Below are 14,800 nucleotides of genomic sequence, written 5' to 3'. Positions count from 1 at the left end.
ACGGCGGTTTTTTTCTTTGTGAAGCCGTTCTGGAGCAGACCCGTCGTGACGCAACGCATTCTCGACCCGCAGCAAATCGAATCGCTCGATCCTTCTGCCATTCCGCGCATCCGTCTGCCCGAGCGCTTCGCCTTTTTCAGCACGCGCGCCGTGCGCCTGCGCCATCTCGCGGACCATAATCCCATTGGCGGCTACGTGCGGCTCATGGCGGCGCTCGTCGATGCGCAGCAGGAGGCGCTCGAACATTGCAGCGCGTCCATGCCCTCGCGCGAAGACATTGCGAACGCGCAGCACCATTGCATGCCGATTTTGCCGGCGCTTTCGGGCGAGCGTGATCCGCAATGGCGTGCCGTGCTATTGCGTCTCGCCGATCGGGTCGAAGCGGTAGGAGCGGTCGCGCCTGCGCTCGCGAAAGTGCTAGGCGAGCTGCGCGCCATGAACGAAGGGCAACTCGACGCCCAGGCCGATGCGGTTCTCGCGCAGCGCTACACCGAAGTCGCACCCGCCACCGCGCCGTTCATCATGGCCGCGCTGCAGGTGGTGTGGACCGACCTTGCGAGCCGCATCGACGTGCGCGATGTTCCCTATGTCGACGCACCGGGCGTCTGTCCCGTGTGCGGATCGCCGCCCGTTGCCAGCATCGTGCGCATTGGCGGCGTGTATCAGGGCTACCGGTTTGCGCAATGCAGCCTGTGCGGCACCGAGGCGCACGTGGTGCGCGTCAAGTGCACGAACTGCGATTCGACCAAGGGCATTGCGTATCACGGCATCGAAGGGGGCAATGATGCACTCAAGGCCGAATCGTGCGACGAATGCCATACGTACCGCAAGATCGGCTATCAGGAGAAAGACCTCGATTTCGAGCCGCTTGCCGACGACCTGGCGAGCCTCACGCTCGATCTGCTGATGAGCGATGCGGGCTACCGTCGCGCGAGCCCGAATCCGTTGCTGTGGCCCGAAGTGCCTGGCGACCAGTAAGGAGCCGCGCGCGCCATGAGTGAAACCATGGGACAGGCAGCGGAGCACGACGCGCAAGCCCTTCATGCGCTGCTCGCGAAAATGCCGGCCGTCGAGCGCGTGATTGCCTCGGAGCAAGCGCAGCCGCTGATTGCGCAGTACGGACGCACCCAGGTGCTGGACGCGATACGCGCCACGCAGGACGGCTGGCGTCGCGATGTGCGAACTGGTGTGCCGGCGAATGGACACAAGGATGCCGAACCATTTTCGCTGGAGCGCGTGATCGCGGCGACCGCGCAACGGTTGGCCGAGCGCACGCAAAGCCGCCTGCGTGCGGTCTTCAATCTCACGGGCACAGTCCTGCACACGAATCTCGGCCGCGCGCTATTGCCCGACGAGGCTGTAAAAGCCGTGGTGCAGGCGCTCACGCAACCCGCAAACCTCGAGTTCGATCTCGCGAGCGGCAAGCGCGGCGACCGCGACGACCTGATCGACTCGCTGATCTGCGAGCTGACCGGCGCCGAAGCCGCGACCGTCGTGAACAACAACGCGGCGGCCGTGCTGTTGCTGTTGAGCGCACTCGCCAATCGCAAGGAGGTCGTCGTTTCGCGCGGCGAACTGGTCGAGATCGGCGGCGCGTTTCGCATTCCCGACATCATGAGCCGGGCGGGCGCACGCCTGCGTGAGATCGGCACGACGAACCGGACGCATCTCAAGGACTACGAAGCGGCGATCAATGCCCGCACGGCGCTCCTGATGAAAGTGCATTGCAGCAACTACGCGATCAGCGGCTTTACGAAGAGTGTCGAACTCGATGAACTCGCGCCGCTGGCGCGTCAGCACGGCCTGCCCGTAGCGGTCGATCTGGGCAGCGGGACGCTCGTCGATCTCGCGCAGTGGGGCTTGCCAGCGGAACCCACGGTGCGCGCGACTGTGGAAGCGGGTGCGGACCTCGTGACCTTCAGCGGCGACAAGCTGCTCGGCGGCCCGCAGGCGGGGCTGATTGTCGGGCGCAAGGCGCTCATTGCGAAGATCAAGAAGCACCCGCTCAAGCGCGCGTTGCGGGTCGGCAAGCTCACGCTCGCGGCGCTCGAACCGGTGTTGCGGTTGTATCAGGCGCCCGAATTCCTGCAGGAGCGGCTCACCACGCTGCGCCTGCTCACACGGCCCGCGTTGCAAATGCAAGAGGCCGCGCAGCGCGCGCTGCCCGCGTTTCAACGCGCCATTGGCGACGGGTATGCCGCGAGCGTCGAGCCGATGTTCAGCCAGATCGGCAGCGGTGCGCTGCCCGTGGACGTGCTGCCGAGCAGCGGGCTGGTCGTGCGCCATGCAGGTAAGGGCAGCAGTGGCCGCGCGCTGCTCAAGCTCGAACGCGCGTTGCGCGAGCTGCCGCGGCCCGTGATCGGTCGCATTGCCGACGACGCCCTGCGTCTGGACCTGCGCTGCCTCGAACCCGCGGACGAAGCGGTGTTCGCGGCGCAACTCGCGGAGCTGCGTCTGTGATCGTCGGCACGGCGGGGCACATCGACCACGGCAAGACCACGCTGGTCCGCGCGTTGACCGGCGTGGACACCGACCGCCTGAAAGAAGAGAAGGCGCGCGGCATTTCGATCGAACTGGGTTACGCGTACCTGCCGCTCGCCAACGGCGACGTGCTTGGCTTCATCGACGTGCCCGGCCACGAAAAGCTTGTCCATACGATGGCGGCAGGAGCGTGCGGCATCGACTTCGCGTTGCTCGTGATTGCGGCCGACGACGGTGTCATGCCGCAAACGCGCGAGCACCTCGCCATTCTGCAACTGCTTGGCGTGCAGCAAGGCGCCATTGCGCTGACCAAGTGCGACCGCGTGGACGCGGCGCGGCTCGCCGCCGTGCGTGCCGAAATTGCTGCGTGGCTTGCCAACACGATGCTTGCGGACGCAACTGTATTCGAGACCCATGCCACGCAGTCGCACGACGAAGGCGTGGCGCAACTCGACGCCTGGTTGCGCGAGCGCGCGAGTACATGGCGGGCGCGACGAGACGATGGGCTCTTTCGCCTCGCAGTGGATCGCGTATTTACGCTGACGGGCCAGGGGACGGTGGTGACGGGCACCGTATTCGCCGGGCGCGTACAGGCGGGCGACGCGCTCGTGCTCGCACCTGCCGGCACGCCTGTGCGCGTGCGCGGGCTGCATGCGCAGAATCGCGCAGTACAGGCCGGCGATGCGGGTCACGCGGGCCAGCGTTGCGCGCTCAATCTCGCGGGCATCGACAAGGCGCAGATTGCGCGCGGCGACTGGATCGTCGATGCGCGGCTGGCCGAGCTGGCCTTGCGTCTCGACGTCGAACTGCAGTTGCTCGACGACGCGGGCATCACGTTGCAGCACTGGTCGCCGCTGCATGTGCATCTCGGCACGACGCATCGCGTTGCGAACGTCGCGTTGCTCGAAGGCGAAACGCTCGCGCCGGGCGCGGCTGCCCGCGTGCAGCTCGTGTTCGAAGCGCCGATGCACGCGTTGCCGGGAGACCGCTTCATTGTTCGCAACGCGCAGGCGAACCATACCGTAGGTGGCGGGCGCGTGCTCGATCCGTTCGGCCCGTCGCGGCGGCGCCGGACGCCGGAACGGCGTGCATGGCTCGACGCGTTGCGCACGTGGCTCGACGAAGCGAACCTGGCACCGCTGATCGAAGAAGCGCCGCGCGGTATTGCGCGCGCGACGTTGGTGCAGTTGACCGGTTACGACGAAGCTGCGCTTGCTTTGCCGGCCGATGTGATTTCCATCGCAGCGCAAGGACGCGACGACGAAGGTGCGGTGATCGCACATGCGCACTGGACGAGGCTCACCGAGCGCATTGTCGAGGCGCTCGCCGAGTTTCATGCGCGCTCGCCCGACGAGCAGGGGCCGGACGTGGCACGGTTGCGCCGCATGGCGGCGCCGCTCGTGAGCGATGCGGTGTGGCGCGCCGCGATTGAAGCGCTCGAGCGCGAGGGGCGCGTGGCGCGCAGCGGGCCGTGGCTGCATCTCCCGTCGCACGCGGTGACGCTCGACGCCGATGACGAAGCGCTCGCGGCGCGCCTCATGCCGCTGCTCGCACAAGGGCGTTTCGATCCGCCGTGGGTGCGGGATCTCGCGCGCGAGACTCGTCAGCCGGAAGAGAAGGTGCGTGCGCTGCTGCGCAAGCTCGCGCGCCTGGGCATGGTGTATCAGGTCGTGCGCGATCTCTTTTACGATCGCGACGTGGTGCAAACGCTCGCGCGTGCCGTCGCGCAGATTGCCGAGGAGCAGGGCGGCGCGGTCAACGCCGCGGCCTTTCGCGACGCTACGGCATTGGGCCGCAAACGTGCGATCCAGATTCTGGAGTACTTCGACCGCGTTGGATATACTCGCTTTCAGCGCGATACGCATCTGCTACGGCACGATAGCCGGATGCGCGAATGGTTGTAGGCACATCGATTTCTGTTGGCGGTTGCAGGTGGTTTGGGTTTGACGAAGGAAGGCATTCGTATCCGGTGGTACGGCCGGGCTTCAAACCCGGTTGGGGGCGTCAGCCGCTCCCGGGTCAGTTCGACTCTGGCTGCCTTCCGCCAGTTTGTTTGCTCGTACACATTTCGGACAAGTTGTTGTTGTGGAGTTCACCAATTAATGTCGTTTACGACGAGAATTGGTTGTCTCTGAACTGGCCCGATTTTTCGCCAATGGGTCTTCTTGATCTTCGTCGGGCTTCCCGCTCGATAGGTTTACAAGTGCCAAAGCTTTCCTGTGGAACTTGCTAAGTTCAAAAACGTCTCCTCCCCCGATCTGTTGAGACATCTGCGCCTGAACTTTTTTCAGCGTTGGCCTTATGTCTTTCAGGAGGAGTTCTTGAAAGCACTTCCAGTATTCGCCGAAGCGCCTCTCCTCACGAGCCAGCATTTCCCTATGTCGAAGCTCCTGTCCTCGACGCACTAGTAGCACCGCAACATCTGGCGCCAATCTGCGTAAGCTCTGTTCACTCATGTCGAGAAGCCTGCAGGCTTGACTGAGGCTCTTAACCGATCCCAACTCCACACGCATCAACCAGCGTTCCGCCGTTCGGCTTTTCCGTCACGACACGCGGCTATGCAATTGTCTCCGAAGCAGGATCTGGTTCGGTTTCCTCCTATGAGGTCGAAGACGGCAAGCACCTCAATTCGATCAGTGCTGCGATTCACCTGGGCCAGTCTGCTCCTTGCTGGCTTGTCACAACCAGCGATGGGCGTTTTGCCTATACTGCCAACGGCGGTAGCGCACGATCAGCAGTCTGCGCATCGCCGCGGACGGTACGCTAAGCCTGCTCAATCCCGCCGCGGGTACACTTGGCGCTCCGCTCGACATGGCGCTCAGCGGTCGCTGCAAATTCCTCTATGTGCGCGAGGGAAACGGCGCCGTAACCGGGTTTCGCGTGATGCCTGACGGCACACTCGAGGCGATCGGTTCGGTTACCGGTGTGCCGCCAGGAGCCCAAGGGATCGCAGCGCGCTAGGCGCATCGCCGCGTCAGGCGCGCTTGCCATACCATGAATCCGGGCCAGTGAACGCGCGCCGACGCAGATCAATGCTTCGAATAGCGCTGCGCCAGCGCTTCGTAGAGCGGCGGCGCGAAGAGCTTCGAAACCTGGCTGGAAATGAGCGCGGTTGCCTTTAACCAACGCGTACACGTTGATCATTTCGATGACGATGACGAACGTAGTGATCGGGCTTTGCGTGACGGCGGCAAGATAGCCCACCATGCCGAGCGCGATCAGCAGGAAGATCATGCGTCACTGGTGTGCGGAACCGGGAGGGGGGCGGCCTGCGAGCGGGGCGCCATGCCGCGACGGTAGATGCCTGGTTGACCCGACTATAGCCGGAACGCTTCTAATCTCCAGGCGCGACCAGACCGTCGTCCTCAGATGTGGTTTGCTCCGCCATCGGAGCCGATCGGTCGTGCCCCGCGCCCGACGGTCCTGGACTGTGCCGGAGTTGTCAGGAGGCGCATGTGCGATACCATTGATGGCGAGCGATGTATGGATTTGAACGGCCGGGCCGTGCGCGATCCGCTGCGCGACAACAGTCTTCGACAGCACAACGTGCGCCGAGTCCCCGCATGAGGGTGGAACAAGTACTGGAAGGCCTGGCAGGGGAACGCCGTGGACGTCCGGGCAACCCAGAAGCCTATCCCGCCGCCTTGCTCAAATAATGCTGCGCCGCACGCATCACGTGACGCTCCGCCAGCAGGGCTGCGAGCGCCGCGTCGCCGGCCTGAACCGCTCGCAGAATGGCGGCGTGTTCGTCCCACGTCATGCGGATCTCGTCGTCATTCGAGTTAATGAAGAGCCGGCGCGTACGATCGCGCAGCGAACGCATCAAGTCGGCGAGGATCATATTGGCCCCGGCCGCATAGAGCAGATCGTGAAACTGGGCATTCAGGTCGAGCAGCCCGCCGGTTTGTCCGTTGCTCGCGCGCTTCTTGCCTTCCTCCAGCACCCGTTCGATCCTGGCCGAGAGTTCCGGCGTGCAGTGTTCGGCTGCGAGGCGAGCGTTCAGCCCTTCCAGGGTCGCGCGGATCTGCACCATTTCGCGCGCGGAAGACGGGTCGAGCGATGCGACGACTGCACCATGACGCGGGCGGACCTCTACCAGACCTTCGGCGGCGAGGGCGCGCAGCGCCTCCCGCACCGGCACGCGCGAAACGTTCAGTTCCTCGGCGATGCGACCTTCGACGAGGCGATCGCCCGGGGCATAGGCGCTCGTCGCGATTGACTCGCGGATGCGCGCAAGCACCAGCTCGGACAACTGCTTGTGCTGGATAGGGGCGGATCGCTCAGGTTGGCCGGCCGGGCCGGACGGATCCGGGAGGGTGCTCATCGAAACTCCACGCTCTATGCCGGCCACGCCGACAACGCCCCATTTTAACGCACGCCGAGAATTGTAGACAGTACACGTCATACCGTTTTTGCGTCACCCAGAACCCTACGTGGCGGTCCGCCTAGCTCTTCGGGCTGACGTCATCGATGAACGCAAGGATCTCGTTGCCGAGATAGTTCTCTCCTGAGTTGAAGTGCGCGACGATCGACGTGTGATTATGCCCGCGCATCTGCACGAAACGGGGCGGAACGCCTCGATGGCGCAGGGCATCAATGAATAGTTGGGCGCCGTACTCGTCGAGGTACGGATTCTCGTATTCGGCGATCGCGATCATCAGCGGAACCGCCGAACGGGCTACGTGGGTAAGCGGCGAGCGTTGCGCGTACAGCGTCTCGTCTTCGCCGAAGTACGCGCGCACGGGTAGCGCATTCGGGTTGCCTGGCCTCACGTCGGCAACGATTCGCGCGCTGATCAACACCAGGCCGGCCACGCTTTCCGTATTCACGCGGCCCGCGAGAGCGGGGTCGAATAGACACGCGGCGGCATGCGCGCCGCCCGCCGAGTGTCCGATGACGACGATGCGCCGGGCGTCGAAGCGAAGCCGGACGGCCAGTCCGCGAATGAACGCAAGTGCATCGGCGACGTCCTCGGCGCCGCCCGGATAAGGGGCGGCGTCGGCGAGCCGGTACTCGACGTTGAAGGCCACGAGTCCCTGGTTGGCGAACCAGTGGCACACGTTGTCGTAAATCTCGCCGTTCACGCTCTTGTTGCCGCGGACGAATGCCCCGCCGTGAATGAAGACCACGGCGTCCCGTAGTGTGTCGCCGTGCGGCAGCCCAAGCGGCTGAAATATGTCAAGCGTATGGCGGCTGTGTTCGCCGTAGCGCACATCCCGTTCGACGGTGGCGAGCTTGGGCGCCGTGGCCGCGATCGGCGTGTAGGTGTCGACCACCACCTTGCGATTGCCGACGATGTCGTCGGCCCAGCGCGGCCCCAACGCGTACATCGTGCGGCGGTCATCATCGGAGAGGGCGCTGAACGGCGCGAAAGGCGCGTCGGATTTCACCATGACACGCTCACATCGCCATTGACGAACGTCTGACACGCCATCCGGTAGCCGGCCGCGATCTCTTCCGGACTGAGGTGCCGCTTTTCCTTCGGTTTGACGGTATCGGTATTTTCGAGTCCGCGCTCCACCTTGCATTTGCAGGTGCCGCAGAGACCGCCGCCACATTTGAACGGAATTCCGCCCTGCTCGCGAAGTGAAACGCGCAGCAGATTGCTGTCGGGCGGCGCTGCCACCGTCTTGCCGCCGTTGCTGATGAAAGTAACCTGAATCATGGAATGGATACGCTCAAGAAACGACGACGGGTTCGGCGAGCACAACGAGCCGCGCATCGGCGTGGCTCGCNCNAACCAGGTGGGTTAGCGAATCAAGCGCCGCTTCGCGCGTGTCGAAATGCTCGAAGAACCGGGTCGGAACGAGGTTGATGCTGGCGGGCGCCGTCTCCTCGACGATCCTCACGCGCGTTTCCCGTTGAAGCTCCGCGATCGTGAAGGTTGCGATGTGCCGCCCTTCATAGAGGTACGCAAGCGCTTCGAGCGGGCGCAGACCGTCCGTCGCCTCGCTACGGTACTGGCCCGGTTTGTTGGTCAGGATGATATACATGGACAAGGCTGTACAAAAATCAGGATGTCAAAGCGTCGTGCTGGACGAGCTCGATATCGTGGTCGATCCACAACTGGCACGCGAGACGGAAGCCCTGGGCGAGCCGCTCCGCGAGCTGCTTGCGCTCCTTCCAGTTCGGCTCGGGCAGATGTTCGGCACCGCTGAGCACCTGGCAGGCGCATTGAGAACATTTCCCCATGCCGCATTCGTAGCGAAGATGCGGATACGGAAACTGACGAATACCGGCCCGCACCACCAGATTGGTGTTCTCCTTGACGGAGTCGCGATACGTCTCGCCGTTTTTGTGAAACACGACATTTGGCATTACTGTCTCCTCGCCGCAGCGATTGGCCGCGACGCAATACATGAAGCAACGGTCATCTCGCATGACCTGCATAACGCGTTAGCAACGACCGGCGCTCTTACGCCTGCACGGCCGAGGGCGCATGCTGGAACGTGAAGCCGTCTGCATAGAAATAGCGCGGGCTCACGCCGCGACTGGCGAATTCGCGTTTGGCCGCGGCGATCATGTCCGGCGAGCCGCACGCGTAGACGGCATGTTCCGTGAGGTCGGGGTAGCGCGCGGCAACGGCGTGCTGCACGTAGCCTCGCGCGCCGGTCCAGTCCGGAGCGGCGCGCGAGAGCACCGGCGTGTAGTCGAAGTCGTCGTGGTGCGCGGCGAGCGCGCTCAATACATCGTGCAGATACAGGTCCGACGGCGTGCGGCCTCCCCAGAACAGCGATACCGGCGGATGGTCGGGATCGGCGAGGATCTCACCGAGCATCGCATGCAGCGGCGCGATGCCCGTGCCCGTCGCGATCATCACGATCGGGCGATAGTCCTCTGCGTGATAGCCGAATCCGCCGAGTGGCAGCTCCACGTCGAGCGTGTCGCCGGGCGAGAGGGTCGAAAGCAGGGTGTCGGTGAAGAAGCCGCCTTCAATCCTGCGGATATGAAGTTCCACGGTCGCCGCGCCTGCCGCCGATGCCATCGAGAAGCTGCGTACGCCCGCCTCGCCGAGATGCACATGCAGGTATTGACCCGGCCGGAACGCGATCCGCTCGAGGCCGTGAATGGCGAGCGTCAACGCAACGATTCCAGCGTCATGCCGCTCGATCGCGTGCACGGACGCGCGCTGCCGCGCCGGCGGCACTGGCGCTGCCAGCGGCCGGTCCGTGCTGAGGACGAGGTCCGAGGTCGCGCGCGCCTGACAGGCCAGCGCGTAGCCTTGTTCGGTCTCGGCTTCCGAGAGGCCCGGCGGCGCTTCGTCGTAACGCACCGCGCCGCTCACCAGCCTGACGCGACACGTTCCGCAGGCCCCGAAACAACATTCGGAGGGCAGCATGACGCCCGCGCGCACGGCGGCGTCGAGTACGCTTTCATCGCTGGCGGCCTCGAACGTGCAACCTTCCTCGATCCACATGACCCGATGGTCCATGACGGCACCTTTCCTCGCGTTACAGCTTGATATCGGCCTGAACCAGCACTTCACGGCCGGACTCCCGCAGCAGCTCGCGCAGCGCCGCGAGGCCTGCGAGTGCTGCTTCGGTATCCTGAGCACCATTGCCGCCGCTTAGTCCGATGCCGCCTACCACCTGGTTGTCCACAACAATCGGAAAGCCGCCGACGAATGCGGCGAACTTGCCGTCGAAGCTCCACTGAATGCCGAAAGCCTCATTGCCGGGCAGCGCCGGGCCGTTCGGCGGCGTGCTGAAGAGATGCGTCGAGCGCTTGTGGCCCGCCGCGGTGAAGGCCTTGTTCCAGGCGATTTGCGGGCCTGTGATACGACCGCCGTCCATGCGTTCCAGCGCGAGGGGAAAGCCCCCTTCGTCGGTTACGCAGACGGATTCAAGCACGCCGATTTCATGTGAGCGGGTAATGGCTGCGGCGATCATGCGGCGCGCTTCGGCCAGTTCGAGTTTGAAGAATGATTTCATGTGCGAGGCTTCGATGGAGTGGGGCGGCATCAAACGCCGCGATATACGGTCTTGGTTTGCAGATAGAACTCGAGCCCGTCGCGGCCCGATTCGCGAAAAGTTGCCGTGCTCGAACGCTTGAGTCCGCCGAACGGCGCGTTGACGAGATTGCCCGTGGTCGTGCGGTTTATCTTCACGGTGCCGGCTTCGATGTCGTGCGCGAAGCGTTCCATCAACGCAGCGTCGCGCGTGACGAGCGCGGCGGAGAGGCCATATTCGGTGTCGTTGGCGACTGCGATCGCGTCGTCGTAATCGGCGACGTCGATCACCGCGATCACGGGGCCGAAGATTTCCTCCCGCGCGATTCGCGCCTCGCGCGGCACGTCGACGAAGACCGTGGGTTCGACGTAATAGCCGTGCGCGAAATCGCCGTGGGTGATCTGCTTGCCGCCCGTAGCGAGCGTCGCTTCGGCATTCCCGGCTTCGATATAGGACAACACGGTGCGCAATTGCCCGGCTGTCGCAAGCGGGCCGATGTCCATGCCCGGCATCATGCCGTTGCCGATCTTGAGCGCCTGCGTTTTTTCGACGAGTCGCGCGACGAAAGCCGCTTTCGCCTGCGGGGTGACGAGCACCCGGCTCGTCCCCGTGCATGCCTGGCCGGTGAGCGAGAAGCCGCCCTTGATGGTCAGATCGACCGCGAGCGGCACGTCGCTTTCTTCGAGCACGATAAGCGGGTTCTTGCCGCCGAGTTCCATCTGCGTGCGCGTGGACAGCGCCGCGGCGCGATGGATCTGTTCGCCTGCCGATGTCGAACCGGTGAACGAGATCGCACGGATTTCCGGCGCCTCGGTGATGCCGGGACCGACTTCGGCCGCTCTTCCGGTGATGAAATTCAGTACGCCGCGCGGCAGTCCCGCATCGACGAGCGCTTGCGCGAGGCGCAGCCCCGAGAGCGGCGCATCCGACGACGGCTTGAACACGACCGTGTTGCCGCACACGAGTGCTGGCGCGATCTTGCGTGCCGGTATCGACACCGGAAAATTCCACGGGCTGATGACGGTCACGACGCCGAGCGGCTCGCGCAGCGTGTAGACGCTCATCTTCGCGTCGTCGGTGGGGAAGGTTTCGCCGCCGAACGATTGTGCCTCCACGGCATAGAAGCGCAGCGTCTGCGCCGAACGGGCAAATTCGTCGCGGGCGAGGCCGCGCGGCTTACCCTCTTCGCGGCAGAGTTCGTCGCCGAATCGTTCGGCGTGTTGTTCGAGGTAGTCGGCGGCCTTCAGCAGATACTGCGCGCGCGCCGCGACCGACAGCTTCTTCCAGCCGGCGAAAGCCGCCGATGCGGCTTTCACGGCAGCCGCCGCGTCGGCCGCCGTCGAGGCCTGGAAGTGGCCGACCAGATCGCGCGTATCGGCGGGATTGCGATTTTCGAAGGTGGCGCCCGAGAGGCTCGCGCACCACTCGCCGTCGATATGGTTGAAAAAGATGGAATCGTTTGTCATCACTGAGTCGTCCGGTGACAGAGACCTGCGCATGGCCGTGCCTGCGCATTACACAAGAGCGACGTGCCGCTGCAGCCCGGCGGAGAGACTCATCCGCCGGATACCGGCAGCCGGAACGCACCGCAAACCAGCCGCACGCGTAGCGCGTACGGCCGGTATCGTTCGTCAGGCCGCGAGACCCAGTTCCGGCAGCGGGATCTCTTTCTCGACGTAGTCGTAGTAGAGCGCCGTTGTATAAAGCAGCCGCATCTGCGCGCCCACTTCGCAGATCTTGAGGCAGCGCTGTTGCAGTTCCGGCGTGTTGGCGTGTTCGAGCACGATCTGGTAACCGCGCTCGCCGTGGATCTCGTCGGAGACGATGTGCAGGTCGAAAAATTCGACCTCCTCGTCGGTGAACTTGTATTGCTCGCGCAGCGTCGGGGTTTGCTTGCGATAGATCGACGGCACCTGCGACTCGAGGCCGACCACCAACGCCGCCACGGCGACGATCGGGTCCTCGCGCATCGCGACGGCATAGCACCAGCCTTGCAGGCCGCGCGTAGTCGGCGACATGTTGTCGGGATTGGTGACGCGTTCGCGGGTCGTGCCGCAGGCTTCGGCGAAGCGGATCAGCAGATCCGTGTGACGGTCGCCGCCGATTTCCTCCTCGTACATGTTCGCGAGGATGAAGTCTTTCGCCTCGGTCATGTGCTCCGGCATGCGCGCATACAGGTAACCGAGGTAATCGGCGAACGGGCCGACGTAGTGGTAGTGATTCTCTGCCCAGCGTGCGAGGTGCGCACGCGTGAGCTTGCCGCTCGCCCACGCGATGCTGAACGGAGCCTGGTTAGCGCTCTTTCCTTTGATTGCTTCTTCCAGCGCGGCGCGGAAAGCGTCGCGCGACATCAGTTCGGCCATTCGAAACTCCTTGAGAAGTGTGACGTTACCGGCTGGCAAAGTGCATCGGTTACGTTTAGTAGACTGTATACAAAAAACTAGAAGATGCAAAGTGGAAAAGATTTGAAGCGCGCGTCGTGAGAAGTCGGGCACTGCCTTCACGCACTCTCTTTACGGTCTGGATGTATCAACAGGAAGCCCGACCAGCGGGCAGGAGGGCCTTTTTTTGCACGATGCTTCCCGGCGATACGCGATAGCGTGATGGGCCTGATTGGTCATCCGGACCAGGGTTAACGAGATTATTTTTTTCGTTGCAGGTCGATTTTTTGGTACATAGTATACCAACAAGCGCAAACCTTTCTAAAACCCGGCGCTTCTAACGAAGCGTTCCTGGAGAAATGATGGACTCCCATGTCGTGCTCACATCGGCTCACTGGACTTACCTCTGCGGCGTCGTCGCAATCATTGCCACCCTCGTCCTCAGAGCGAACGTCGTACTACCGGCGGTCATCGCGACCTTTGCCACCGTGCTCGTCTATTCCGGCCATCTCTCGAGTGCCTTCGAAGCGGTGTTCTTCGCCCCTCTCACAGCTGCGCGTGAACTCTTCAATATCTTCCTTGTGATCTCGCTGATGACCGCGCTGCTCAACGCGCTCAAGCAGATCAACGCGGACGTCAGAATGGTCCAGCCGTTTCGCAGCATCATGGTGAACGGACATGTCGGATTCTTCGTGCTCGGATTCGTCAGCTATGTGCTCTCGCTGTTCTTCTGGCCGACACCTGCCGTTCCGCTTATCGCGGGCATTCTGCTGCCCGCGGCGATCTACGCGGGCGTGCCACCGCTTGGCGCGGCGCTGTGTATCGGCATCGCCGGGCTCGGTACGGCGCTTTCGTCGGACTATGTCATCAAGGTCGCGCCCGGTATCAGCGCGAAGGCGGCGGCTGTTCCGATGCCTGCCGTCGCAGACAAGGCATTGCTGCTCTCGCTGATTACCGGTGGCGTGGCCTTCACGATTGCCTATCTGCGCATCCGCAGCCAGATCCAGAAACCGAACGTTGCGCACCTCGAACGCTGGGAAGCGACGCAGGTGACCGCGAACTCGGTTGTGTCGCATGCTCCGGCGCGTCACGCGCGTATCCGCCGCGGCAAGCCGCAACACGCGTCGGTGGGTGATGGCGGCCGTGCAGGTCATGCGGCGCCGGTGATCACTGCGCCGCGGGATCTGCTGACGCCTTCCCAGGAGCGCTGGTCGAAGTGCTTCGCCATTCTCGTGCCGCTCGCGTTCGCTGCCATCGTCGCGTTCATGGTGCTGCCGCACGTCGTGCCGGGTTTCAAGGGGGCGAGCGGCAACGCGGCGGCCGCGCTCGTCGGTGGCGTCTCTGCGTTGCTGATGGTGGCCGTCGCCACCGCGCGAGACTATCGTTCGGCATGCAAGAACGTTGCGGATCACGTGACGGAAGGGTTCCTGTTTTCCTTCCGTGCGATGAGTTCAGTATTGCCGATCGCCGGTTTCTTCTTCATCGGCGTGGCCGGGACGGCGGCCCCGATCCTGGGCCTCGCGCCGGGCGTGGCCGCGCCGGGTCTTCTCGCGGATCTGGTCAAGGCGGGCGAGCAATACATTCCCCACAACCAGTTCTTCGTGTCCTACGGCATCTTGTTCGCGGGCATGGTAACGGGGATCGACGGTTCCGGTTTTGCGGGCTTGCCGCTAACCGGGGCGCTCGCGGGCGCGCTCGGACGTGCGGTCGGGTTCGATGTGTCGACGCTCGCCGCAATTGGCCAGATGGGTTCTGTGTGGACCGGAAAAACGCTGACTGCGTGGTCCGCGCTTGCCGCCGTCGCGAGCTTTGCGCGCGTGCCGGTGCTTCAGGCAGTGCGGTATCTTCTGCTGCCGGTGGTCGCCGGTCTGGTGGTGTCCACCTTCATCGCGATCATCGTGTGGTGAGCCCCACGCGTTGACGCGCACGCTCGCAGACTGAATGCTTATTCTCGCGGCGCCCCGCACCGGAAGTGCGAGGGCGCTGTTT

General features: G+C 63.9%; 13 protein-coding genes, 1 tRNA gene and 1 pseudogene. 5 read left to right on the top strand and 10 right to left on the bottom strand.

All coding sequences use genetic code 11. The annotated features are described in order from the left end of the window. Positions 1-45 precede the first annotated feature (45 nt). The 4 genes from fdhE to A3CW_RS0122145 all read left to right on the top strand — a co-directional run bounded on the left by fdhE (position 46) and on the right by A3CW_RS0122145 (position 4,528). The gene (gene fdhE / locus A3CW_RS0122160) at positions 46-978 is read left to right on the top strand and encodes a formate dehydrogenase accessory protein FdhE (RefSeq protein WP_028205525.1); all 933 of its coding nucleotides are present in this window, start codon (positions 46-48) and stop codon (positions 976-978) included. A 15-nt stretch (positions 979-993) separates the two neighbouring features. Further along, complete coding sequence (selA, locus tag A3CW_RS0122155) at positions 994-2,460, top strand: L-seryl-tRNA(Sec) selenium transferase (RefSeq protein WP_035513582.1); 1,467 nt, start codon at positions 994-996, stop codon at positions 2,458-2,460. Continuing rightward, the gene (selB, locus tag A3CW_RS0122150; RefSeq protein ID WP_028205523.1) at positions 2,457-4,385 is read left to right on the top strand and encodes a selenocysteine-specific translation elongation factor; all 1,929 of its coding nucleotides are present in this window, start codon (positions 2,457-2,459) and stop codon (positions 4,383-4,385) included. Before selA ends, selB begins: the two co-directional genes overlap by 4 nt. 47 nt (positions 4,386-4,432) lie before the next feature. Beyond that, positions 4,433-4,528, top strand: a tRNA-Sec gene (locus A3CW_RS0122145). Between the two features lie 52 nt (positions 4,529-4,580). On the opposite strand, the gene A3CW_RS52460 is transcribed toward A3CW_RS0122145, so the two are convergent. The 10 genes and pseudogenes from A3CW_RS52460 to A3CW_RS0122095 all read right to left on the bottom strand — a co-directional run bounded on the left by A3CW_RS52460 (position 4,581) and on the right by A3CW_RS0122095 (position 12,793). Next, on the bottom strand, positions 4,581-4,937 hold the full coding sequence (locus A3CW_RS52460; RefSeq protein ID WP_154678006.1) for a hypothetical protein: 357 nt from the start codon (positions 4,935-4,937) through the stop codon (positions 4,581-4,583). A gap of 573 nt (positions 4,938-5,510) precedes the next feature. Beyond that, positions 5,511-5,706, bottom strand: a pseudogene (locus A3CW_RS51145) (chloride channel protein); the annotation flags it as partial. A 406-nt stretch (positions 5,707-6,112) separates the two neighbouring features. Further along, positions 6,113-6,805 (bottom strand): GntR family transcriptional regulator, encoded by a 693-nt coding sequence (locus A3CW_RS0122135; protein ID WP_028205521.1) that lies wholly within the window; start codon positions 6,803-6,805, stop codon positions 6,113-6,115. Positions 6,806-6,926: 121 nt separating this feature from the next. After that, positions 6,927-7,874, bottom strand: coding sequence for an alpha/beta hydrolase (locus A3CW_RS0122130; protein WP_028205520.1), 948 nt, complete (start codon positions 7,872-7,874; stop codon positions 6,927-6,929). Beyond that, on the bottom strand, positions 7,868-8,146 hold the full coding sequence (locus A3CW_RS0122125; RefSeq protein ID WP_035513578.1) for a 2Fe-2S iron-sulfur cluster-binding protein: 279 nt from the start codon (positions 8,144-8,146) through the stop codon (positions 7,868-7,870). The genes A3CW_RS0122130 and A3CW_RS0122125 overlap by 7 nt, the downstream gene beginning before the upstream one ends. 347 nt (positions 8,147-8,493) lie before the next feature. Further along, positions 8,494-8,799: a 2Fe-2S iron-sulfur cluster-binding protein gene (locus A3CW_RS0122115; protein WP_028205517.1), complete on the bottom strand. Its 306-nt coding sequence runs from the start codon at positions 8,797-8,799 to the stop codon at positions 8,494-8,496. A gap of 97 nt (positions 8,800-8,896) precedes the next feature. Beyond that, complete coding sequence (locus A3CW_RS0122110) at positions 8,897-9,913, bottom strand: 2Fe-2S iron-sulfur cluster-binding protein (protein WP_028205516.1); 1,017 nt, start codon at positions 9,911-9,913, stop codon at positions 8,897-8,899. Between the two features lie 19 nt (positions 9,914-9,932). Beyond that, the gene (locus tag A3CW_RS0122105; RefSeq protein ID WP_028205515.1) at positions 9,933-10,412 is read right to left on the bottom strand and encodes a GlcG/HbpS family heme-binding protein; all 480 of its coding nucleotides are present in this window, start codon (positions 10,410-10,412) and stop codon (positions 9,933-9,935) included. Between the two features lie 29 nt (positions 10,413-10,441). Further along, positions 10,442-11,896 carry an aldehyde dehydrogenase family protein gene (locus A3CW_RS0122100; RefSeq protein ID WP_028205514.1) on the bottom strand — a complete coding sequence of 485 codons (1,455 nt, stop codon included), beginning with the start codon at positions 11,894-11,896 and terminating at the stop codon, positions 10,442-10,444. A 165-nt stretch (positions 11,897-12,061) separates the two neighbouring features. Continuing rightward, positions 12,062-12,793, bottom strand: coding sequence for a TenA family transcriptional regulator (locus tag A3CW_RS0122095; RefSeq protein WP_028205513.1), 732 nt, complete (start codon positions 12,791-12,793; stop codon positions 12,062-12,064). Positions 12,794-13,173: 380 nt separating this feature from the next. Between A3CW_RS0122095 and A3CW_RS0122090 the strand changes: the two genes are divergently transcribed. Continuing rightward, on the top strand, positions 13,174-14,718 hold the full coding sequence (locus A3CW_RS0122090) for a hypothetical protein (RefSeq protein ID WP_028205512.1): 1,545 nt from the start codon (positions 13,174-13,176) through the stop codon (positions 14,716-14,718). Positions 14,719-14,800 lie beyond the last annotated feature (82 nt).

The sequence above is a fragment of the Paraburkholderia nodosa DSM 21604 genome, assembly GCF_000519185.1.
In the GTDB taxonomy this organism is placed as follows: domain Bacteria; phylum Pseudomonadota; class Gammaproteobacteria; order Burkholderiales; family Burkholderiaceae; genus Paraburkholderia; species Paraburkholderia nodosa.
The sequence above is the reverse complement of the archived record's forward strand: the minus strand, read 5'-3'. Positions and strand labels throughout refer to the sequence as shown.

Coding starts and splice junctions, on each gene's coding strand:
- A3CW_RS0122090 (WP_028205512.1), top strand. CDS start 13,174: ATGGACTCCCATGTCGTGCTCACATCGGCTCACTGGACTTACCTCTGC.
- A3CW_RS0122135 (WP_028205521.1), bottom strand. CDS start 6,805: ATGAGCACCCTCCCGGATCCGTCCGGCCCGGCCGGCCAACCTGAGCGA.
- A3CW_RS0122095 (WP_028205513.1), bottom strand. CDS start 12,793: ATGGCCGAACTGATGTCGCGCGACGCTTTCCGCGCCGCGCTGGAAGAA.
- A3CW_RS0122130 (WP_028205520.1), bottom strand. CDS start 7,874: ATGGTGAAATCCGACGCGCCTTTCGCGCCGTTCAGCGCCCTCTCCGAT.
- A3CW_RS52460 (WP_154678006.1), bottom strand. CDS start 4,937: ATGAGTGAACAGAGCTTACGCAGATTGGCGCCAGATGTTGCGGTGCTA.
- A3CW_RS0122110 (WP_028205516.1), bottom strand. CDS start 9,913: ATGGACCATCGGGTCATGTGGATCGAGGAAGGTTGCACGTTCGAGGCC.
- A3CW_RS0122105 (WP_028205515.1), bottom strand. CDS start 10,412: ATGAAATCATTCTTCAAACTCGAACTGGCCGAAGCGCGCCGCATGATC.
- A3CW_RS0122100 (WP_028205514.1), bottom strand. CDS start 11,896: ATGACAAACGATTCCATCTTTTTCAACCATATCGACGGCGAGTGGTGC.
- A3CW_RS0122115 (WP_028205517.1), bottom strand. CDS start 8,799: ATGCCAAATGTCGTGTTTCACAAAAACGGCGAGACGTATCGCGACTCC.
- A3CW_RS0122125 (WP_035513578.1), bottom strand. CDS start 8,146: ATGATTCAGGTTACTTTCATCAGCAACGGCGGCAAGACGGTGGCAGCG.
- selA (WP_035513582.1), top strand. CDS start 994: ATGAGTGAAACCATGGGACAGGCAGCGGAGCACGACGCGCAAGCCCTT.